The organism is Domibacillus sp. A3M-37 (assembly GCF_024213455.1).
Taxonomy (GTDB): Bacteria; Bacillota; Bacilli; order Bacillales; family Domibacillaceae; genus Domibacillus; species Domibacillus tundrae.
In genome coordinates this window covers 600,490-622,781 of sequence record NZ_JANAVL010000001.1, presented here as the reverse complement: position 1 = coordinate 622,781, position 22,292 = coordinate 600,490, and the positions used below count along the sequence as shown (strand labels likewise).

22 protein-coding genes and 2 pseudogenes are annotated in these 22,292 nt (G+C 39.1%); 18 read left to right on the top strand and 6 right to left on the bottom strand.

What is annotated here, in order from left to right:
- Position 1: 1 nt before the first annotated feature.
- From NLX67_RS03095 to NLX67_RS03070, 6 genes and pseudogenes are all read left to right on the top strand, one after another.
- Positions 2-1,087, top strand: a complete 1,086-nt coding sequence (locus tag NLX67_RS03095; RefSeq protein WP_254310341.1) for a glycosyltransferase family 4 protein — start codon at positions 2-4, stop codon at positions 1,085-1,087.
- Positions 1,088-1,112: 25 nt separating this feature from the next.
- Complete coding sequence (locus NLX67_RS03090) at positions 1,113-2,261, top strand: glycosyltransferase family 4 protein (RefSeq protein ID WP_254310340.1); 1,149 nt, start codon at positions 1,113-1,115, stop codon at positions 2,259-2,261.
- Positions 2,262-2,305: 44 nt separating this feature from the next.
- Positions 2,306-2,494 (top strand): annotated as a pseudogene (locus tag NLX67_RS03085) (sugar phosphate nucleotidyltransferase); the annotation flags it as partial.
- A 131-nt stretch (positions 2,495-2,625) separates the two neighbouring features.
- The gene (locus NLX67_RS03080; protein WP_254310339.1) at positions 2,626-2,868 is read left to right on the top strand and encodes a YveK family protein; all 243 of its coding nucleotides are present in this window, start codon (positions 2,626-2,628) and stop codon (positions 2,866-2,868) included.
- Positions 2,869-3,127: 259 nt separating this feature from the next.
- Complete coding sequence (locus tag NLX67_RS03075) at positions 3,128-4,120, top strand: GNAT family N-acetyltransferase (protein ID WP_254310338.1); 993 nt, start codon at positions 3,128-3,130, stop codon at positions 4,118-4,120.
- Positions 4,121-4,147: 27 nt separating this feature from the next.
- Entirely contained in the window at positions 4,148-4,789 is a 642-nt protein-coding gene (locus NLX67_RS03070) for a CpsD/CapB family tyrosine-protein kinase (RefSeq protein ID WP_254310489.1), read from the top strand.
- Positions 4,790-4,848: 59 nt separating this feature from the next.
- Here NLX67_RS03070 and NLX67_RS03065 read toward each other — a convergent pair whose 3' ends face one another.
- The gene (locus NLX67_RS03065; RefSeq protein WP_254310337.1) at positions 4,849-5,007 is read right to left on the bottom strand and encodes a hypothetical protein; all 159 of its coding nucleotides are present in this window, start codon (positions 5,005-5,007) and stop codon (positions 4,849-4,851) included.
- A 1,111-nt stretch (positions 5,008-6,118) separates the two neighbouring features.
- Between NLX67_RS03065 and rfbA the strand changes: the two genes are divergently transcribed.
- The 9 genes and pseudogenes from rfbA (at position 6,119) to NLX67_RS03020 (ending at position 15,600) form a co-directional block, all read left to right on the top strand.
- The gene (gene rfbA, locus NLX67_RS03060; RefSeq protein ID WP_254310336.1) at positions 6,119-7,018 is read left to right on the top strand and encodes a glucose-1-phosphate thymidylyltransferase RfbA; all 900 of its coding nucleotides are present in this window, start codon (positions 6,119-6,121) and stop codon (positions 7,016-7,018) included.
- Positions 7,015-8,046 (top strand): dTDP-glucose 4,6-dehydratase, encoded by a 1,032-nt coding sequence (gene rfbB / locus NLX67_RS03055; RefSeq protein WP_254310335.1) that lies wholly within the window; start codon positions 7,015-7,017, stop codon positions 8,044-8,046. The genes rfbA and rfbB overlap by 4 nt, the downstream gene beginning before the upstream one ends.
- Positions 8,043-9,023, top strand: a complete 981-nt coding sequence (locus NLX67_RS03050; protein WP_254310334.1) for a WxcM-like domain-containing protein — start codon at positions 8,043-8,045, stop codon at positions 9,021-9,023. The genes rfbB and NLX67_RS03050 overlap by 4 nt, the downstream gene beginning before the upstream one ends.
- Positions 9,024-9,028: 5 nt before the next feature.
- A complete protein-coding gene (locus NLX67_RS03045; RefSeq protein WP_254310333.1) occupies positions 9,029-10,126 on the top strand; it encodes a DegT/DnrJ/EryC1/StrS family aminotransferase in 1,098 nt (365 codons plus the stop codon).
- A gap of 201 nt (positions 10,127-10,327) precedes the next feature.
- Positions 10,328-10,666: a hypothetical protein gene (locus NLX67_RS03040; RefSeq protein WP_254310332.1), complete on the top strand. Its 339-nt coding sequence runs from the start codon at positions 10,328-10,330 to the stop codon at positions 10,664-10,666.
- Between the two features lie 336 nt (positions 10,667-11,002).
- Entirely contained in the window at positions 11,003-12,379 is a 1,377-nt protein-coding gene (locus tag NLX67_RS03035; RefSeq protein WP_254310331.1) for a sugar phosphate nucleotidyltransferase, read from the top strand.
- A gap of 329 nt (positions 12,380-12,708) precedes the next feature.
- Positions 12,709-14,274 (top strand): hypothetical protein, encoded by a 1,566-nt coding sequence (locus tag NLX67_RS03030; protein ID WP_254310330.1) that lies wholly within the window; start codon positions 12,709-12,711, stop codon positions 14,272-14,274.
- A gap of 15 nt (positions 14,275-14,289) precedes the next feature.
- Positions 14,290-14,795, top strand: a pseudogene (locus NLX67_RS03025) (family 4 glycosyl hydrolase); the annotation flags it as partial.
- A 406-nt stretch (positions 14,796-15,201) separates the two neighbouring features.
- Positions 15,202-15,600 carry a Rok-like winged helix domain-containing protein gene (locus NLX67_RS03020; RefSeq protein WP_254310329.1) on the top strand — a complete coding sequence of 133 codons (399 nt, stop codon included), beginning with the start codon at positions 15,202-15,204 and terminating at the stop codon, positions 15,598-15,600.
- 238 nt (positions 15,601-15,838) lie between these two features.
- On the opposite strand, the gene NLX67_RS03015 is transcribed toward NLX67_RS03020, so the two are convergent.
- The 4 genes from NLX67_RS03015 to NLX67_RS23165 form a co-directional block, all read right to left on the bottom strand.
- Positions 15,839-16,099 (bottom strand): ATP-binding protein, encoded by a 261-nt coding sequence (locus NLX67_RS03015; protein ID WP_254310328.1) that lies wholly within the window; start codon positions 16,097-16,099, stop codon positions 15,839-15,841.
- A gap of 25 nt (positions 16,100-16,124) precedes the next feature.
- Entirely contained in the window at positions 16,125-16,715 is a 591-nt protein-coding gene (locus tag NLX67_RS03010) for a histidine kinase dimerization/phospho-acceptor domain-containing protein (protein WP_254310327.1), read from the bottom strand.
- Entirely contained in the window at positions 16,712-16,906 is a 195-nt protein-coding gene (locus NLX67_RS03005) for a PAS domain S-box protein (RefSeq protein ID WP_254310326.1), read from the bottom strand. The genes NLX67_RS03010 and NLX67_RS03005 overlap by 4 nt, the downstream gene beginning before the upstream one ends.
- A gap of 335 nt (positions 16,907-17,241) precedes the next feature.
- Positions 17,242-17,472, bottom strand: coding sequence for a substrate-binding domain-containing protein (locus NLX67_RS23165; RefSeq protein WP_375143347.1), 231 nt, complete (start codon positions 17,470-17,472; stop codon positions 17,242-17,244).
- A gap of 367 nt (positions 17,473-17,839) precedes the next feature.
- Here NLX67_RS23165 and NLX67_RS03000 point away from each other — a divergent pair, with 367 nt between their 5' ends.
- Positions 17,840-18,559, top strand: coding sequence for an ABC transporter ATP-binding protein (locus tag NLX67_RS03000; protein WP_254310325.1), 720 nt, complete (start codon positions 17,840-17,842; stop codon positions 18,557-18,559).
- 117 nt (positions 18,560-18,676) lie between these two features.
- On the opposite strand, the gene NLX67_RS02995 is transcribed toward NLX67_RS03000, so the two are convergent.
- The gene (locus tag NLX67_RS02995; protein ID WP_254310324.1) at positions 18,677-19,780 is read right to left on the bottom strand and encodes a CdaR family transcriptional regulator; all 1,104 of its coding nucleotides are present in this window, start codon (positions 19,778-19,780) and stop codon (positions 18,677-18,679) included.
- 161 nt (positions 19,781-19,941) lie between these two features.
- On the opposite strand from NLX67_RS02995, the gene NLX67_RS02990 reads away from it, so the two are divergent.
- Positions 19,942-21,099, top strand: a complete 1,158-nt coding sequence (locus NLX67_RS02990) for a glycerate kinase (RefSeq protein ID WP_254310323.1) — start codon at positions 19,942-19,944, stop codon at positions 21,097-21,099.
- Position 21,100: 1 nt separating this feature from the next.
- Positions 21,101-22,234 (top strand): 2-keto-3-deoxygluconate permease, encoded by a 1,134-nt coding sequence (locus NLX67_RS02985; RefSeq protein ID WP_254310322.1) that lies wholly within the window; start codon positions 21,101-21,103, stop codon positions 22,232-22,234.
- The last annotated feature ends 58 nt before the right edge of the window (positions 22,235-22,292 follow it).

Sequence of the window (22,292 nt, the reverse complement as noted above, 5' to 3'; positions counted from 1 at the left end):
TATGAACAAACGCATATATATAAATGGAAGGTTTTTAACGCAAAAAACAACAGGGGTACAAAGAGTTGCTGAAGAATTTGTTAAGGAAATAGATAAACAGATGGAGAACTATACATTAAAACAAAAAAGTTTATTTACCTTGTTAGTTCCAAAAGGCGATTATAAAGAGCTGGGTTTAAAAAATATAGAAGTTAAAGAAGTTGGATTTTTTAAAGGCCATCTTTGGGAACAAGTTACTCTTTCTTTTTTAGCTAGGAGTAATCTTTTAATAAACTTTTGTAACACCGGACCTATCTTTAAAAGAAATCAGGTAGTTTTTATTCATGATGCAGCTATTTGTGCTGCACCGGATGGCTTTTCAAAAAACTTTATAAGATGGTATAAAATTTTATATAAAAATTTCGCGAGATTTTCTACGAGAATTTTCACGGTTTCCGAATTTTCAAGAGATGAATTAATTAAATATTTTCCTAAACTCCACAATAAGATTACAGTGATTAATAACGGTGTGAATCATGTATTGGATGTGCAAAGTGATGAAAAAATATTAAAGAAATATGGAATTGAAAGCAAAAGTTTTATTTTAGCTGTTAGCAGTTTAAATCCTAATAAAAATTTTAAGATAATCCACAAGGCTATATCCAAAATGGATGATTTTAACGGACAGGTTATAATAGTTGGCGGTAAGCAAGCTAACGTGTTTGCAAACGAAGATTTACAAACCCATTCAAATATAAAATGGGTTGGATATGTAACCGATGAAGAACTGGTATGTTTGTATAAGAATGCAAGGTTTTTTGTTTTTCCTTCTATCTATGAAGGATTTGGTCTTCCACCATTAGAAGCGATGACCTTTGGTTGTCCTGTGATTGCTTCAAATCATGAATGCATCAAAGAAATTTGTGAAGACCAAGTTATTTATTTTAATCCTTTGGATGAGTCGGATTTAATCGGAAAAATTATGGAATTATATCATAATGATAAACTAGTTGATCAAATGAGCAAGAAAGGAGTTAAATTTACTAGTAAATATAATTGGACAAATTCAACTGAAAAGCTGCTGAATTATATTCAAACATTAATGTAAATTTGTACTTAGGAGAATAATGCTTATGAAAATTGCTATTGTACACGACTGGCTCGTGACTTATGCAGGAGCTGAAAAGGTATTAGAACAAATCCTTGATATTTATCCAGAAGCCGATTTATTCAGTCTGGTTGATTTTATTCAGCAGGAACATCGTAAATTTATTAATAATAAACCGGTGACGACTTCCTTTATTCAAAAGCTGCCATTAGCGAAAAAGCGATACCGAAACTACTTGCCACTTATGCCGAGAGCGATTGAACAATTAGATGTATCGGCTTACGATGTGATCATTTCTAGTTCCCATGCGGTGGCAAAAGGTGTGATTACCGGACCTGGTCAAGTGCATATTTCTTATGTGCATTCACCGATTCGTTATGCATGGGACTTACAGCATCAATATTTAAAAGAAGCAGATTTAGATAAAGGTTTAAAAGGAATACTGGTACGCAATATGCTTTACAACATTCGAAATTGGGATTATCGTACAGCTAATGGAGTAGATTATTTTCTCTCAAATTCGGACTTTATCGGAAACCGAATTTGGAAGGTGTACCGCCGGGAGTCTGAAACGATTTATCCCCCTGTTGATGTATCATCCTTTACATTACACCATGAAAAAGCAGATTTTTATGTAACAGCTTCCCGCATGGTTCCATATAAAAAGATTGAATTGATTGTGGAAGCATTTAGTCAAATGCCGGATAAAAAACTTGTTGTTATTGGTGACGGACCAGACTTTGAAAAGATTAAGGCGAAAGCTGGAAGCAACGTTGAACTACTTGGCTATCAGTCGTTTGATGTTTTAAAACATCATATGCAACGTGCGAAAGCATTTGTTTTTGCGGCTGAGGAAGATTTCGGCATTACACCTGTTGAAGCACAAGCTTGCGGTACACCGGTTATTGCATTCGGTAAAGGCGGCGCGCTTGAAACGGTTGTTTCATATAAACACTCAGATCAGCCAACAGGGCTTTTTTTTTATGAGCAAAAACCAGAAGCGGTGATTCATGCGATACTTGAGTTTGAAGAAAACAAAAAGTTGTTTAAACCAGAATTTTGCCGTGAGAATGCGATTCGCTTTTCACCGGAGCGATTTAAAAAAGAATTTAAGCAATTTGTTGATGAAAAAGTAGCAGAACATTTTCAAAAGAAAAATATGGTGAATAATTGAAACTAGTTTTATGATCAGGCGGTTCTCGAACACGTGTATGACCATTGTTGAATGATGCACGTTCAAAGCAATTTTTGAAGATCTTAAAAAATAAAAAAGATCAAATGGAATCAATAGTGCAGTGCGTGTGGGGACAACTGGAGACTGTTGGGTTAAGAGAGTCGGTTGTCATCGCTACAAGTAAATTGCAGGTTGATATGGTTCGCAGCCAACTTGGTAAAGAAATGTCAGTTCAAACTGTTGATTAAATAACAAATTTAAAGCAGAAAAAATGACAGCAATTAAAAGAGTAAAGATTAGTCCATCCATAAAAAAGTGGAGGGCTTTTTTAGTTTTTGACTTTTTAAGAAATGAGAATTTTACATTGAAGTCATGTACCGTTCTTTTTATAGCGAAAATTATTGCCTCAAGCGAGCAGGATTCACAGATTGTGAATGTTGCCATGCAGGATGAAGATCAGGGCAAGGCAGCAGATATAGCAAATGAAACAGCGAACGTATTACAGGAAGAAATCGGCATTATTATGAATGTGGAAGTGAAAGAAAATGCTGCGCCGGAAAAACCACAGCCGCTTTTAAACATCGCGATTGCGATGGCCGCCGACTGAATAGCAGGAGTTGGACTTGCCTTCTTGCTTAAATACATGGATAACCCGATTAAATCCAAACAGGATATTGAAAAATCCACTTGAACTGCCCATGTTAGGCAGTGTCACAACCATTCAAGACAACGCCGCCATTGAAAGAAAAAAACAGCTCAAAAAGAAACAGCTTAGTGATTAATTTGTGTCAATAAATGATTGTTTACCAAAGGATGCTTAAGACTAGATAGCCAAGGAGATGTATGAAGAAAGGGGAATTATTAAAATGATACAAGGTGAAAATTATACAATAAGCCAATATAGTCAAAAAGACAAAGTAGAGTGGGATATTTTTATCGATAAATCAAAAAATGGTACTTTTCTACACAAAATTGATTATCTACACTATCACTTGGATAAATTTATTGATTGTTCGTTAATAATAAGAAAGAGAAATCTTATAGTAGCGTTAATGCCAGGAAACATTGAAGATGATGTATTTTTCAGTCATAAAGGTTTAACTTACGGTGGTCTTTTAATTCTTCCTGGTACAAAGATAGAGGATGTAATTTTATACTTTACCCTTATCAATCAATATTTAAAAGAAGAAAAAGGCATAAATAAAGTTGTCTATAAACCTATTCCTTATATTTATTCCGACATTCCATCTCAAGAAGATGAATATGCTTTGTTCCGTTTAAATGCAAGCTTAATTAGCAGTGGTATTGCATCTGTAATTAATTTAAATGAAAAAATACCATATAACTCTTGTAGAAAAAGAAAAATTAAAAAAGCTCAAAAATATAATTTGGAAATAAAAACTGATTACTCGTATGAGGATTTTTGGGATATCTTGACTTCCAATTTACAAAGAACACATAATGCTAGTCCTGTCCACAAGCTTTCAGAAATAAAAACGTTGAAAAAACTATTTCCTGATAATATTAAACTTTTTAGCATATATTTAGAAGACGTGTGTCTTGCGGGAGCAGTGATTTACATAACTAAGAATGTAGCACATGTTCAATATATATCTGCTAATGAAAATGGAAAGAAAATTTCTGCATTAGATTTTTTATTTGATTATTTGATTAATCAAGCATTCGAAAACATGAAATATTTTGATTTTGGAACATCTGTAGAGAAAAAAGGCTATTATTTAAATGAAGGGCTAAGTTTTCAAAAACAAGGATTTGGTGCTAGAGGTGTTTTGTACCAGCAATATGAATATGAAACAAAAAATGTTATTCAAAATGATAAGAACTATAATAGTTTATAGTCTATTACTTCAAGAAAATAATAGTAAATAGGAACTTCTTTATCATGTTCATTCATTGCGGAGCAGTACCGGACAATCCGGACTAATATTCTGTTCTCATCTGTCAATGAATCGTATCGGATGCTTTTGGTGACGTCAACAGAACAGGCAGAAGGAAAATCAACGACGGTGGCGAATCTCGCTGTTGTTCTTTCAGACCAAAGAAAAAAAGTATTGCTTGTCGATGCCGATACGCGCAAGCCGACGCTGCATCATGTATTCAGTCTTCCCAATAGAATAGGCTTAACAAACGTACTGGTAAAGCAAATTTCCTGCCAGGAAGCATTTAGCAAAACAAAAATAGACAACTTGTTTGTCCTTACGTCAGGTCCCATTCCACCGAATCCAGCCGAGCTGCTTGGCTCTTCCGTGATGAAAGAATTTTCAGAAAAAGTGCTGAGCGAATTTGATTATGTTTTGGTTGATACACCGCCTATTCTTTTGGTAACCGATGCACAGGTGCTCGCAAACCAATGTGACAGGACGATATTTGTAGTCAATAGCGGCAAAGCAAACGTCGACAAAACCCGAAAAGCGAAAGAGCTTCTTCAGTCCGCTAAAGCGAAGTTGCTTGGGGTAGTGTTGAACAACCGGGAAATCAAAGATTTTAATTCTTACTATATAAGTTGAACTTATCATTTTCCTTATGCCACACGGTGACCGATCAACTCCGCTAAAGAGTAGCCTGCCTAAAAAACAATTTCATCACCATTTTTTACAGTTACTTTTGTGTGAGAGCCGTTTTGGCTTGCTGCTTTTGACAGGAGCCGAAATGGCGGCGGGAGCACGGCTTCGCGCATCATAGGGCAGGCGCTGAGCTCGTTTCCGCCGCTCTGCGGCTTCACCAATCTCATCTGGCCCGCTAGTCCCACTGGAGTCTGCGCCGCACACCCGCCGCCTCTGCTTTTTGACGAGTAAGGATAAAGAAGAAAAGGGGGGGGTGGCAGGCTTCGATTTAAAACGAAGCGATCATCCATTTAAAGAGCAAAGCGCACCAGCTTGAACACTCACCGGTTTTCTCAAACCACTTGGTGAAGTCCGGCCGGCTTCACCTATCGGTCCCTGTTCAAAAACCTCTGCAGGACCGACTCATGCTTGCGCACATAAGGGATTGTTGAGCAGGATGGATTCCAAAACAAATCGGTGATCATCCTTGCACCTATACGAAACACACCAGCCTAAACAGTCACTGTTTTCTAAAGTAAGAATCTTCGTTCAATTTATATATTACTACAGATCAGAATAAAAGAACTTTTCGAAAATACTATACATTTTATCGTTTGTTCTTTATAATGAATATTAAGCTAAGAGAAGGAGCGGGACTTTTTCTTTAGAATAAGCGGGTCAAACAGCTAGAAAACCAGATTTTTAGGTACTTTATCACTATTTATCGAAATAAAACGCCACTTCTTTAAACAAAATTTCTTATGTAGAAGGAATTTTTGTAAAGAAGTGAGATAAAAACAGGCATACATGTTCTTTATAAAGAACAACACTCGTGAAAATCAGTTATAATGCAAAAGTGATTGTTCTTAATTGCCATATATACTTCCGGGTTTAGATGACGGTGAATAGTACTTGAAGGAAAGCATCGAGATGGCGAAGCGAGCCGGAAAAAAGTTAAGAGATTGGCCAAGGAGCTGATCGAAGCAAATTCAACCCATTTTATTGCATCCGACGCCCACAACTTATCATTATATTTTATCAACATCGGTAATGTCTCCTATACCGTTATCAATGGAGGCACTCGGCCACACGGTGGTGTTCCAGGAAACGGAGCGCTTAGACGCCAGTCGTCAAACGTGGGGTGTGAGGATTGGTTAGATGCCTAATTTTTACTTGAATATTGAATTACTCAAGAAAAGTCACCATTTATTTAATTATGACCTTTCTTGAGTAATTCAAAAAATTGTTATGTTCGAAAACAAAATTTTATAGGTTAAAAGGAGAGTCTTTTTTATGAAGGGAATTATCTTAGCTGGGGGAAGTGGAACAAGACTATATCCCCTTACACGAGCGGTATCCAAACAATTACTTCCTGTATTTGACAAACCGATGATTTATTACCCGCTTTCAGTTTTAATGTTGGCTGGAATTAAAGAAATATTGATTATTTCTACACCCTCTGATCTTCCTTTATATGAGAAGTTGCTGGGCAATGGAAGTGAACTTGGAATTTCTTTGAGTTATGAAGTTCAAGAGCACCCTAATGGACTCGCTGAAGCATTTATTATCGGTGAGAAATTTATAGGGAATGATAATGTTTCTTTAATTTTAGGGGATAATATTTTCTTTGGTTCATCCTTTACCTCTATCTTACAAAAAGCTGCTCAAAAAGAAACGGGCGCTACTGTTTTTGGCTATCGAGTCAAGGATCCTCAAAGATTTGGTGTAGTGGAATTCGACCGTGAATACAATGCAATATCAATTGAAGAAAAGCCTTTGAACCCGAAATCAGAGTTTGCCGTTACAGGTCTTTACTTCTATGATAATGAGGTAATTCAAATTGCTAAAAATATTCAATTTTCTGGACGGGGAGAATTGGAAATAACGGACATTAATAAAGAATATTTAGAGCGGAAAGAGTTAAAAGTAGAATTGCTGGGCCGCGGGTTTGCATGGCTGGATACGGGGACTCATGACTCATTATTAGAGGCATCAAATTTTATAGAAACAGTAGAGAAACGCCAAGGCTTTAAAGTTGCTTGTTTAGAGGAAATTGCTTATCGAATGAATTACATGAGTAGAGAACAATTATTAGCATTAGCTGAACCATTAAAGAAAAATGAATATGGTCAGTATTTAATAGACATTGCGCAAGAAAAACACTCATCGTGGATTGCAGAAGGCGTGCTATGACAAAAAGAACAATTTTAGTAACAGGCGGAGCAGGGTTTATTGGATCAAATTTTGTTTCATACTTTTTGAATAAGTATGATAACTATCATCTCATTATTTTAGATGCATTAACCTATGCCGGGGACTTAGAAAATCTAAAAGAATTTGAGCAACAACCAAATTACACGTTTGTTAAAGGTGATATTCGGGATAAAGAATTTATTTTTAGATTATTTGGTAAATTCGATATTCAAGATGTCATTCACTTTGCAGCAGAATCTCATGTTGATAATTCTATTAAGAATCCGGCTGTTTTTGCAGAAACGAATATTCTTGGCACATTAAATTTGCTTGAAGCAGCAAAAGATCATTGGATGGAAAAACCATTTCGGTACAAAGAAGAATTTAGAAACTCAAGATTTCATCACATTTCCACTGATGAAGTTTATGGCACATTAGGAGAAACAGGTTTTTTTACAGAGGAAACAGCATACGCCCCTAATAGTCCGTATAGTGCCAGCAAAGCAGGTTCAGACATGATTGTTCGCAGTTATTTCCATACTTATGGATTGAACATTGTAACTACTAATTGTTCAAATAACTATGGGCCTAAGCAGCATGATGAAAAACTAATTCCGACATTAATCCGAAAAGCTTTACAAGGGGAACCGCTGCCGATATACGGTGATGGAAAAAATATTCGTGACTGGCTATATGTAAAAGATCACTGCACTGCAATTGATCTTGCCTTTCATCGCGGCAAGGCGGGAGAAACATACCTTGTTGGCGGCAAAAACGAAAGGACGAATATTCAAATCGCAAAAACGATCTGTTCATATTTGGATCAAAGAGTTCCAAAAGAAAAAAGCTATCAAGAATTAATTACGTTTGTAAAAGACCGTCCTGGACACGATTTTCGCTATGCGATTGATGCAACAAAACTGGAAAAAGAAATTGGCTGGGAAGCAAAGGAAACGTTTGAAACAGGTATTGTAAAAACGATTGATTGGTATATTAATCAATATGAAAAAGCGGGAGTCGGAAAATGAAAAATTATATAGTAGATTTTCCGATAATGGGGGATGAAAGAGGTTCTTTAATTTCCTTAGAATCTCTAAAAAACATACCTTTTGAAGTTAAACGTGTTTATTATATGTATGATTTGAAAACATCTCTTCCACGAGGATTTCATGCACATAAAAACTTACAGCAAATTCTTGTTTGTGTAAATGGTTTTTGTAAAGTTGTTTTGGATGACGGTATTGAAAAAGTAGAAGTAGAACTTGACAGCCCTGATAAAGGACTACTTTTAGAAAATGTCATCTGGCGTGAAATGCATTCATTTTCTGATGATTGTGTCTTAATGGTACTAGCAAGTGATTATTATGATGAAAATGATTACTTAAGGGATTACGAAGAGTTTATAGAGTATGTACAAACAAAGAAGAATCAACATAATAATTCTTTTTTTAAGCATGAGAAAGCAATTGTAGAAACAGACCAAATCGGGGAAGGTACTACTATTTGGGCTTTTTCTCATATTTTATCTGGTGCAAAAATCGGTGAAAATTGTAATTTAAATGATTTTACTTTTATTGAAAATGATGTTGTTGTAGGAAATAATGTGACTGTTAAATCAGGGGTGCATTTATGGGATGGTATCACGATAGAAGATAATGTCTTTATAGGTCCAAGTACAGTTTTCACCAATGACCTCAGGCCCCGTTCTAAAAGGTACCCTGCAGAATTTGAACGAACAGTTATTAAAAAATTTGCTTCTATCGGAGCTAATGTAACAATTTTGGCTGGTAGTACAATAGGGGAATACGCAATGATTGGCGCAGGATCCGTTGTAACAAAAGATATTCCACCTCGTACACAGTGGTATGGCAATCCCGCTGTATTTAAAGGATATGTTTGTGAATGCGGAAAAAAATTAGACGATAATTTATATTGTTTTTCTTGTAAAGAAAGCCATAAAGATAAAATCAGTTTATTGAATAATACAGGCCTAGAGGAGCAATGATATTAATGATTCCTTTTTTAAATTTAAAAGAGATTAATAAACAATACAAAGAAGAACTAAAAGAAGCTGCCGGAAGAGTAATCGATAGCGGCTGGTACATTCTTGGCGAGGAAGTTGCAGCCTTTGAAAAAGAATTTGCAGCCTATTGTGGCGTTAAACATTGTATAGGAGTAAGCAATGGCCTAGATGCATTAAAGTTGATTTTAAAAGCGTATGGTTACGGTGCAGGTGATGAAATTATTGTTCCTTCAAATACGTATATTGCATCAATTCTAGCAATTTCTGAGGTTGGCGCAACTCCAGTTTTGGTCGAGCCTAATTCAAATACGTATAACATTGATCCTAAGCAAATCGAAGAAAAGATCACTGAGAAAACGAAAGCAATCCTTGCTGTGCATTTATATGGACAAACAGCCGATATTGATGCGGTTACTGATATTGCAGCCCGTTATCAATTAAAGGTAATTGAAGATGCAGCTCAAGCCCAAGGTGCAAGATATAGAGGCAAGAGAACAGGGAATCTTGGGGATGCGGCAGGCTTTAGTTTTTATCCTGGAAAGAATCTTGGTGCGTTAGGCGATGCAGGTGCTATTACAACAAACGACTCTGAACTGGCCGAGAAAATTACTGCGCTTAGAAATTATGGTTCTCATAAAAAATATGAAAATCTATACAAAGGCTATAATCATCGTTTAGATGAAATGCAGGCAGCAATGTTACGGGTAAAGCTGAATTACTTGGATCAGGAAAATGAAGCGAGAAGAATGATCGCGGATAGATACCATCAATTTATTAATAATGAAGAAATTATTTTGCCAACAGCTCCTGAGAATGCTGAAGAACATGTTTGGCATGTATTCGTAATCAGAACAAAGGAACGTAATCGTCTTCAAAAGTTTTTAACAGATAAAGGAATACAGACAGTTATTCATTATCCTATTCCACCTCACAAGCAACAAGCATACACAGAGTGGAAAGAAAATAAATACCCAATCTCGGAAAAAATTCACAACGAAGTATTGAGTCTGCCAATCTCTCCTGTTCAATCACTTGAAGATACAAAGCGAATTATTGAAGCTATTAACCAATACGGTCAGGTATAAAAATATGAATTTCTTAAAGAGCAGCATCTTTTCCGGCTTATCAGTAGAAGCCTCTCACAAAAACAAAAGCATTATTCCGGCGATGTTAAAGATATTTTAATTGTTGATAATTTCATTCCATCTCTAGCTGTTTGCATTCGGAAAGAATGTTTTAAAAAAGTAGGAGGCTACTCCGATAAATATTATTTTGAGGATTATTATATGTGGGTGAAAATTTCTCAGCATTTTTTGGTAGGTTATATCAAAGAACATCTAGTAAGATATAGGGTTCATAATAATTCCATGAGTAACAATCCAGCAAACATAATAAAAGTAGCTGACTCTAGACTCGATTTACTTAATTCTTTCAAAAATCAAGGAATCTATAAAGACAAAACATTAAGAAAAGCAGCAGGTTATGTGTACAAGTTATATGCCGAATATTATTTTTTGAAAAAAGAACCTGAAAATTTTATGTTTTTTTATAATAAAACACATAAAGATTGGCGAATAAGATTAAAATATTTCTATTTAAAAATGCGTTTCATGCTTCATGATTAAAATTTAAAAGATAAAAGTTATGGTGTATGAATCGTATGTTGTTTTAAATAAATCTTGAAGAATTAAATAAAAATTTTAATTTATTAGTTAATATGTGAAAAATGATAAATAGCCATTTTTCACATAAAAATTAAATCTTGTTGATATTTTTTATAAATATAAACTTGATGCTGTTCATCGATTCCATAATGATTAATAAAGATTTACGACATACTCATGGAAACAACGCCAAAAAAGTACTCTTAAAATATCCACATAAGAAAATCGAAGAATTATACTATGAGCTTCATAAACAACTCTTAAATAATTGGAAATTAGACAAGGAGGAAATTGCTAATGAAGATAGTCTTACTTTCAGGTGGCTCCGGAAAGCGGTTATGGCCATTGTCCAATGATTCGCGTTCAAAACAGTTTTTGAAGATGCTGACAGGGAAAGAAAATCAACTGGAATCGATGGTCCAGCGCATTTGGGGACAGCTTGAATCTGTTGGTTTACAGAATTCTGCAGTTATTGCGACAAGTAAGTCTCAAGTAGATATGCTTCATAGCCAATTGGGGTCCGAGGTGCCATTAATTATTGAACCAAGCCGCCGCGATACGTTTCCTGCGATCGCATTAGCGGCTTCTTTTTTATATAGTATGGGGCAGGCAAGACTTGATGAAGTGGTGGCGGTCTTACCGGTTGATCCATATGTAGAGGACCGTTTTTTTGACCGTATAAAGGATTTGGAGTCTGCTCTGCAATCAAGTAATTCAGATCTTGCTTTGATAGGAGTGGAGCCGACTTTTCCATCTTCTAAATATGGATACATTGTTCCGGACAGTTATAAAGGAGTCAGTGATTATTGCTCAGTCAATCGTTTTACGGAGAAGCCAGACGAAGAAGCGGCGCAAGGACTTATTCAGCAGGGGGCTCTTTGGAATTGTGGTGTATTTGCGTTTAAATTAGGCTATTTGGTTTCCATTTTGAAAGAAAAGGGGCTCCCTTTTGAGTATGATGAATTACTGGCGCAGTATTCTGAGCTTCCAAAAATCAGTTTTGATTATGAAGTGGTAGAAAGAACAGATAAAATTGTGGTCATTCCTTATGATGGCTACTGGAAAGACCTTGGCACATGGAACACACTGACAGAAGAGATGGCATCGGAACAGATCGGTAAAGGGGTGGTGTGCGAGGAATCACTAAATACGCATTTAATTAATGAACTTGACATTCCGGTAACGGTGCTTGGTGTATCGAATGTCGTTGTGGCGGTAAGCCCGGATGGAATTCTTGTAGCAGATAAAGAGAAGAGCCCTAAAATTAAAGAATTGATTGGCATTTTTGATAACCGTCCGATGTATGAGGAGCGCCGCTGGGGATGGTATCGCGTGCTGGATCATGTGAAGTTTGATTACGGCCAGGAAGTGCTGACAAAGCGCATCGGAGTCACAGCCGGCAGAAACTTGAGCTATCAAAAGCATTCATTCCGCAGTGAAGTATGGAAAATTATTAAAGGCGAAGGTGAATTTGCGCTGAATGATGAAATTCGTTCTGTTAAGCCGGGAGATGTACTTCAGATTACTGTTGGAGACAAACATGGGATTAAAGCATTGACGGATTTGGAATTTGTGGAAGTGCAGACGGGGACGGATCTTGTTGAGGAAGATATTGTCCGAATCTTTATGACATGGGAAGAAGTCGAACAGCATTGTGAAGCTGTGAAGAAATAATGGGAGCCGGGCGCTTTTGGGCGTCCGGCTTTTTTGCTATATATAAAACTGATATTCCATACGTCAAAATAAGCAGGTTTGTATTTTGTAGTTTACTGTATCTCAAGCCGAAGAAGTTGCCTGATATAATCAGGTCGCAGCGACCAGATTGACGCCGGAGCAGGAAGTAAAGGCACTGCGGGTCGCGTATTCACGCTTCACCGCGGAGGAAACTGCGGCTATTGAAGAGGCGCTGGGTCGATAAAGAATGATGCTTACTTGAATTTATAGTGAAATAATTGTCTGTTTTGTCAATGAAGAAATGTATAATTTTGTGAGGAGCGGATATAGTGAATCGAAGAAACTTTTTAGTGAAATTTCTCCTGTGGATATTATCATTCTTTTTAGGCTATAAAGTTGGAGAGGCTGGCTCGACCATCATTATAGATAAAGACGGAAACATGGTTTCTGAAAAAATCGACATGTTAAAAAAAGAGTTGGCTGATAACACAAATACTGTGGGGATATTAAAAAGAAAAACGGATACTTGGATTGATGTTGAAGATTTTGGAGCTACTGGTGATGCAAGTGGTGTACTTAACCAGACGCAAGCTATCCAGAATGCAATTAATGAAGCAGTAAATCAAAAAGTTCCATTGCGTCTCCATCCCAGAACGGTTTATCCGATTCATTCACTAGAAATCCCGCCTGAATTGGTCATAGAAGGAAAAAATGCCACTTTAAAACCGTTACTAGACGGGGCGACCATGTTAAATGCTGATTTTGTTACGCCTAATACATTTGAGATATACGACATATTTCTGGATATGACAGACAAGCCGAATGTTACAGGGATGAATTGTAATAGAGTACGTGACCAAGTAATTCAACGTTTTAAATCAGTAGGGGGTAAATATGGTATTAAATATCAAAACTCCTATAATAACCATCTGGATCAATTAAAAATATATAAATTCGGCACCAGTGGCATTTATATTCAAGGTGATGGCGGTGCAGAATTTGAGATTTCAAATGCCTACGGAACAGGTGTAAAAAAGGCGTTAGCTCTACTCGAAATCGAAAGAACGACGGAGGAGGACGTAGGCGCTTTCTATTTATACAATGTATTAGGCTTTTACTCAAAGCACAGTATCTACGCACACTCAAACAACCCGAATGGCTCAACCATTGTAGTTAACTTAACAGGGGGCGGCGGTGACAATACAACTGAAGAACCACTAGCTTTTGTAAATGTAAATAATGTAAGAGTGAATAATGCTTGGGTTGCTGCTAAAGCGGCGAACGGCTTTAATTCTGTTAAACTTAACAACGTAACTCAAGCGTATTTCAATAACAGTTACCTCCCGCATGGATTCCGATTTAAAACAAAAGTAAAAGACTTTGGGGCCGAAAATCTGCCAATCCCATATAAAGAAGCGTTTAATATTGACGGAAATCCTGTTCTGGAAAATATTAAATTCGACAATATTGATGCGCCTGTAGGTTTAACGAATGATGCTAATAAATTAATTGCGGGTGTGACCCTATCGACACCAACGACAGGAAGAAGTTTTTATTTGTCGCCAAGCGTGTATGCGGGAGCAATGCACTTTATTAATGCTTCTAATCCTGACTTTAAAAAGAGCGTATCGATGTCCGAAAATGACTGGGTTATGTTAGATTCTGCTTTTTCGCCTATTTTCGAGGTATGGGATAATGGAACAGTGAAAGCAAAATCGCAATTCAGGGTAGGGGACAATAAAGTGATTGGTGAGAGAATCGACGGTTGGGCAACTCCTTTGGGAACAAGCAGCCGAAGTGGATTCAATACATCCACTGCAACTACGCAGGAGGTTGCGCAAGCGTTCCGAGCGTTAATAGAAGACTTGAAAGCACATGGATTAATTGGCAAATAAATTTCTCTATAAAGTCGAACATACAGAGGCCATTTTAATATGCCGAACGATGGGATCATTGCGAATTTGCCTTATGATGCCATCATTGAAGCACCTGACTACGTTGATGGAAATGGAATCAGCATGCCAACAGTCGGGGACTTGCCACTTGGATGTGCGGCCGTGTGCAATGTCAGTATCTCCGTTCAGCGGCTGGCTGTAGAAGCAGCCATCAGCGGCGATGACCAGCTATTGCGCCAGGCGATGATGATAGACCCGCTTGTCGGAGCCGTGTGCAACCCGAACGAAATCTGGAAAATGGTCGATGAGATGTTAGTTGCTCAGGCCGAGTGGCTACCTCAATACAGGGAAGAAATTGAAGCAGCTGAGCGCAGGCTGCAGAAAGGGCCGCTGCTGCCGACACGTGACACAAAAGGCGCCGCCCGCATTCGGGTGAAGACGGTGGAAGAGATGGCTGAAGACAAGACCGGGAAGAAATGAACCGGACGGCTGGTGCTGCGGATAAAACGAAGATTATGTAAAGGTGTTAAGGGCTGTCTCCGACAAGAGGCAGCCCTTTTCGCTTGTGTATCACCTAGTACATGAAAAGCATCCGATGTATTTTCAAATTCAGCTGTCATAATCTTGAGATTTTTATTTTGAGTAATTTCTATATCTCATGTAGTGCAGCAGTGTGGTTATTAAAAAAATAATATTCTATTAAAAAATTCTGTTAAGAGTCTATTTTAAAAATAAGAAAATGCGATAGTAAAGAATTATTCAAAGGAATTTTTATAATTCTTTTATCATAGGTACAAAAAATTAAAAAACTTATTATTTTTCAGTATTTTAATAGTGCTATGGGTATTATTGTGTAGTATAATATGGAATATAATGAAATTTACAGTTAGTTCAACTGATATTGTATAGGAAGGAAACACGAAAATTGTGAACGATGTATTTGATGAACGACAAGCGATAAAGATGCGGTTACGTCAGTTAAGGGAAACAGAAAAAAGAGTGATAGATGAATTAAATGCGGAACGGGAGATTCTTTTAAGCAGGCTGCACGATTTGGAAAACGGTGTGAGTCCTAAAAAGGAAGGACGTGTACAAACACGGCGCTCACTGGGAAGAGTAAGTGCGATACGAGAGTTGATTGTTGCTTATTTAAAAGAACGAAAGGTGCCGGTTCGCGCAGTTGAAATTCAGCGATTTGTGGAGCAGGAAACGGGGAAGAAGATTTCAAACATGAGCGCCTTCATGAATGCTCTGGAACCCGAGTTTGATCGTATTCAAAAATTAGGCCGGGGCTTGTATATATACGAATACGGTACGGGCCAATAAGATCATTATAAGAAGCAGAACCGCTTGGGGATAAGCGGTCTTTTTGCGTTGGGACTGGAGAGTAAAAGAAGGAACAGTCTTAACAGTGAAGACAGATTATTTATAGCTGGATTTTTAATAAAATTAGCTGGATAGAGAGTGGTGAAGGCTGAACAAAGCCTAAAGATTGGATAAACCAGCCTTCATACCTGAGAATCCGGTAAAAATCCAGTCGAATCTTTTTTTGTAACATAGTCATTTAGTTCAGGGGCACTGAAATCGTGATCTTCGTTCCATGATTGACCTGGCTTTGCATATGGATATGCCAGTTGTGCTGTTCGATAATTTTATAGGTCAGCATTAACCCGAGGCCGATCCCTTTTTCTTTGTTGGAGTAGAAAGGCTCGCCCAGCTTCGGGAGCCGTTCTTCCGAAATGCCTATACCCTGATCAATAATGTCAATCTGAATGTTGCCGCTGCGCAATTTTGTGCGGACATAAAGAGTTCCGCCTGAAGGCATGGCTTCAATCCCATTTTGGAGAATATTAAAGAACGCTTTTTTTTATGCTTTCCTCATTGCATAAAACAGGCGGCAACGGATCATGCTTGAAGGTAAACACGAAGTTGCTCATGATCGCTTGTGTGTCCAATAGTGAAATGACGCTGTGAAGCAGCGGGTTCAAGTCTATCATTTTACATGGAGGGGCTTCCGGCATTGCCAGCAAAGAGGTTTCGTCTACAAATGTTTCAATTTGATTCACTTCTTTTGCCATTGTGGCGACATAATCGTGATTGTATTCCCCTTCTGCACGCATAAGCTGCAAAAGTCCTTTTAACGATGTGAGCGGATTTCTGATTTCGTGTGTAACGCCGGCCGCCATCTTTCCGGCTGAGACGAGTATTTCGGCCCGCAGCAGCTTTTTTTCAATTTCTTTTTGGGCGGTAATATCCCGTAAATGAACAGCCCAATTGCTTACTCTTTCCTCGTAATCAAAAATCGGTGTAATGGACAGCATCATATGATAGGCTTTCCCATCATTTGAAATTCGAATCGTTTCCAGCATCGACATATTGGAGTGTGCTGCAGCTTGAGAAAGGTGAGGCGTTGTGACAACACGGTAGTGATAGTCCTTCATTTGTTCGATTGAATGATCTGGAATAGAAGGACAGCAAGTCCCTCTAAATGCTCTTTCTGCCAGCCAAGCATATGTGAAAATGCACGATTCGCCAGGATGACCGTTCCTTTTAAATCCAACAGAAGAATCGGGTCCCGGTTGTTTTCGATAAAAGAGGTAGACAGCTCTTTGGATTGATGTATAATACCCAACTCCACTTTTTAGTTTTGATATATGTAAAAGTCACTGTACGTTAAATAATGGCTTTTAACAAATGATAGCGTTAATAATCATAAATGAAAATATTCTTTTCGGAAATGATATTCAGAAAATTCAGTGGTTGAAAAAGATATTTTTATGTATAAGCAAGTCATAAGCGGGCTATACTATAGAAAGCGTTTTCAATTCAGGAGGGAGCTGGATCCTTTGAATAATTTTTACGAAGAGGGCAATTTGTTTTTAGGCCTGCAATGGGGGATTGTCTTAAGCATCCCTTTATGGATTTCCTTTTTTGGATGGGTCAAGATATTTCTATAAATCAAATCCGTTATGGCCAGCCGATTAAAAACCGGCTGGCCATTTTTATTAATATGGATTTTAGACAATATTTACATAAAGTCCCGAAAAATAAATCATCAATACCGACTACAGCTGAATCATCCGGTACGTTGAGTCCTAAATCTAGTGCAGCATCTATCATGAGAAGCGCAGGAATATCATTAGTGGCAAAGATAACTGATGGTCTTTGTTCGGGGTTAGTGCTTAAAAATCGCCGTATTTCATTAAAAGTTAGTTCTCTAGTAATTCCTCATCCCTTTTTTAAGGATGAGGAAGCAGATAACAATGGACTCTGTTCAAAAGACAGGTTCCATTTTTGTATCCATAAGCCAGGGTCACTCTATACGGATAGCAGAAGCTGTTATTGTTCAAATAATTTGAACATACAAAGTAGGGGCTGTTTCATAGGGTACTCGAAACAATCAATTTCAATAAACTGCTACACGAAACTTCCTATGCTTTTATACCATAATCATTCGTCTTTTTGTGGGATCTGTCAGATATTCTCTCATATTCAAATGCGATAACTGAATGATTGCCAGAATTGATATTCTTTAGTTAACAAATAACAAGGAGGGATCAATCATATGACAGAGTACAAGCTTGAATTGAAAGATGTCACAAAAGTATTTGAATCTGGACGGGATAAGAAAACGACAGCGATCTCTAATATTAACATGAAAATCGGGGATCATCGTTTTGTGAGCATCATTGGTCCTAGTGGATGTGGAAAATCCACTCTTTTCAACATTATATCTGGATTGATGCAAACAGGCACCGGAGAAATTCGTGTAAATGGAAAAAGCGTAAATGGGATGGCTGGAACCGTCGGGTACATGCTTCAAAAAGATTTATTGCTGCCATGGAGAAACATTGTGGATAACGTCATCCTTGGGATGGAGTTAAAAGGGGTCTCGAAAAAAGAAGCAAAAGAGGCTGCGATTCCGCTATTAGAGAAATACGGGCTCGGTGGATTTGAGCAAAGCTATCCACCCCAGCTTTCCGGAGGGATGAGACAGCGGGCTGCTTTATTACGAACGATTTTATATGATCGGGATATTATTTTGCTTGATGAACCATTTGGGGCATTGGATGCACAAACTCGCTCGGTTATGCAGGAATGGCTCCTTGACCTATGGGGTGATTTTCAAAAAACGATCCTCTTTATTACACATGATATAGATGAAGCGATTTACTTATCAGATGAAGTGTATATTATGTCAGCCCGGCCCGGGGAAATCAAAGAGCATATGTCATTAGTAGGAAACAATCAAATCGGGCGTATCAGGACCCTGTATCCATACTAATAGATTGATCGGTTTCGACTTCAAATAAATAGTGTCTGCTTGCGGCTTCCTCATCCTATTTCTTTTCTCATAGCGTTTGTAAGTCTATTGAATCAACCCTATTATATGAAAAGCCATCTACCGATCAGAATCGCTTTTTATGCTATGAATCCATAGAGCCATTTGCAGAGTGAGTGCGTCATGAAAGTTTTTCGGGTCATAGCCTGTATTTTCTTTTATTTTCTCAAGCCGGTACAGCAGGGTATTGCGGTGGATAAATAAGTCGTCTGCTGTTTTTTGGATATTTAAGTTGTTGAGGAAAAATTTCGTTAAGGTCATCGCTTGTTTTTGAACGTTTTCTGTCAAAACACGATCTGAAAATCGCTTTGCGGCGGCTTCGTCGAGCTGGTGAATTAACGCTTTGGATTCGATCGCAGCGAAAGGAATGAGTTCGAGTTGCTCTGCACTAATTTTAAGTGTAAGGTCACAGTCCATATAGGATTGTTTAAATTCGTCCAGTTCGTTGAACGGTGTACTGTAAACAATTTTATTGACGATCCGTAATTGCTTGAATGTAGATTGAATCTGATGAATTTCTTCCAGAAATTCTTGTTCTTTTGCACCGGATGCCAGGACAATCATTCGATGTGTATGGGTGAATCCGGCAAATCCTGTTCCTCGTTTGAACGTTTTTTCTGTTGATTGAATCATCCTTTGATTGGTTTCAGTCCGGTCGGGTTTAAGTTGAATCATTGCCATTCTAAGCGGCGGGTGCAGCTCGACATCAAGCAGATTCAGTCCGCGGTTAATATGATCATAGGATGGTTCTTTTTTCAGCAGTTCTTCGAAAATCATTTCTTTTGTCCGCTGAGTCCACTCCATCTGAGAAGCGATATACTCCTGCTTGATCATGAGCTCGGTCGTCATTTTCACGAGGCCGCCAAGGTCGGTCATGTGCTCGGGGTTTCCTGTAATGCCAATCACGCCGACAATTTCTTCCTGAAAAACGATAGGCAGATTAATGCCGGGCTGCGAGCCTTTGAAAATAGCACTTTCGCTTTCATGAATAATAAAAGGCTGGCTGGTTTCGAGCACTTGACGGGCACCTTCGTGAACGGTATTGATTCGCGATTCATCACAAGAGGCGATGATCATGCCTTCATTGTTCATAATGTTGATGTTCCGGTCAAGACGCAGCGATGTTTCTTTGACAATTTCCTTCGCGATAGCTTTTGTTAGCATGCTTTCCCTCCTTTTTAGATGTTTTAACTGAAAATTGATAGAAATAAAGTTAATTTTTCATATGGTATAACTAAAGACATAAAGTGTCAATTTTTTTATAATAAAAATGTAATCGCTTTCAATAAAAGGCAGCTTATGAATAAATGAAAGAAGGGGATGGGATGAAAATTATCGTGGCGCCTGATTCCTTTAAAGGCAGTTTAAGTGCGGTTCGGGCAGCTGAAGCTATGCGAAAAGGCATTCAAACTGCTTTTCCAGAAGCAGAGGTTGTCATGGTGCCTTCAGCCGATGGAGGCGAAGGCACGCTTGAGACACTTGTGGCTTCAAATAACGGAAAGAAAAAAAAGGTGACCGTGACGGGACCGCTTGGGACAGCGGTAGAAGCAGAATATGGCGTTCTTGAGGAAACGGGGACGTGCATCATTGAAATGGCTTCAGCTTCCGGATTAGAGCTGGTTCCACGGACCGCGCTTGATCCGCTGAAAGCCACAACGTATGGAACCGGCGAGCTCATTAGGGCGGCGCTCGATGACGGATATTCTTCCTTTATTCTGGCGATTGGCGGATCGGCGACGAATGATGGCGGTGCCGGAATGCTTCAGGCGCTCGGAATGAAGCTGCTCGATTCAAAAGGAGAAGAGATCTTTTTTGGGGGCGGTGAGCTGAAAAGAATCCACCGGATTGATCTTTCGTCCTTTGATCCACGCATTGGGCGCAGTACGTTTGTGATTGCCTCAGATGTGGGAAATCCGCTGATTGGATTGGACGGTGCTTCTCACGTGTTTGGGCCGCAAAAAGGGGCGGGTCCTGAGACGGTCAGAGAACTGGACGCACAGCTGAGTCATTTTGCGGATAAAGTGGCGGAAGTAACAGGGATTAAGCTGCACCATCGTCCGGGAGCAGGTGCGGCAGGTGGTCTGGGCGGCGCCTTTCAAGCCTTTTTTCCGAGCAGGATGGAGCGGGGCATTGATATTGTCCTGGCGTACCAGCGCTTTTCGGATCATTTGAGCGAGGCGGATCTCGTTTTAACAGGAGAAGGGCGAGTGGATGCGCAGACAGCATCGGGGAAAACGGCTATGGGCATTGCACAGGCAGCGAAGAAGCAAAAGGTGCCGACAATCATTATAGCGGGCTCCGTAGGAGATGGGGCCGAGTCACTTTATAAGCATGGAGTTGTAAGCGTGAACAGCATGGTGAACGGCCCAATGTCATTGGATGAAGCCATTGGGCAGGCGGCATCGCTTTTAGAATGGGGTACAGAGCAGGTTGTTCGATCTTATTTTCATAAAGGGGTACGAAAACAAAAGGGGGTTTTCTGAGATGAAAATTAAGCAGACGATTGAACGTGTGCCAGGTGGGTTAATGGTTGTGCCACTTCTTTTAGGGGCGCTATTAAATACGATTGACCAAATGCACATTCCGGCCATTATGAGTATGCTGAAGGGGCTTGGAGTTCCCGAAACGCCAGAGGGGTATTATGAATTTTTGCGGATCGGCGGCTTTTCGCAGGAGTTGTTTAAAGATGGCGCCCTTGTGTTAATTGCCTTATTCTTATTTTGTGCAGGCAGCCAGATGAATTTACGGGTCGGCGGAAAAGCCTTGAAAAAAGGGGTACTGCTGACATCTTCTAAATATTTAACGGGTCTTGCGGTTGGTCTTTTGTTCGGGTATTTCTTTGATCCGATGAGCGGGCTGCTTGGTCTTTCGACAATGGCGATTATTGCAGCGATGACAAACGGAAACGGCGGCATGTATGCGGCGCTGACCGGACAGTATGGAAACCGGTCGGATGTTGGAGCGGTAGCTATTTTGTCTTTGAATGACGGTCCGTTTTTTACACTAATGTCACTTGGGCTTCTCGGCTCGAGCTTTCCAATTATTTCGTTTATTGCGGTGCTGTTGCCAATCGGGATTGGTATGCTGCTTGGAAACTTGGATAAAGACATTCGCGAGTTTTTGCGCCCGGGAGAAATTTTGCCCGTCCCGTTTTTTGCTTTTGCGCTTGGCGCGGGGATGAACCTGGCGAATTTCTTTAATCCTTCTGTTGTGGCAGCGGGGCTGACCATCGGCTTCTTGACCGTATTTTTAACAGGTGGGATTGGTATTTTGGTCTTCAAGCTGTTTAAAGAAAAAAGCTATATCGCGCCTGTCGCGGAAGCATCAACGGCCGGCAATGCAGCAGCGACACCAGCAGCCGTTGCAGCCGCGGCTTCTGTATCGGCTGGAGCGGGAATGATGACACAGGCAGACGCAGATGCTTTTCAAAACATCGCCAACATCGCGACCGCGCAAATCTCCATTGCCACATTGACAACAGCCATTCTTTGCCCAATCGCGGTCATTATGGTGGACCGCTACCAGCGGAAAAAAGGCATTAATGGCAAGCGGGAAGATTTAAAAATGGAAGCACCGGCTGATCCAGCTGAGAAAAAAGCGAAATCTATGGCTACTTAATTTTTACAGAGAAAGATAGACGGCGCGATTTGGAGGGCAAATTGCGCCGGTTTATTGA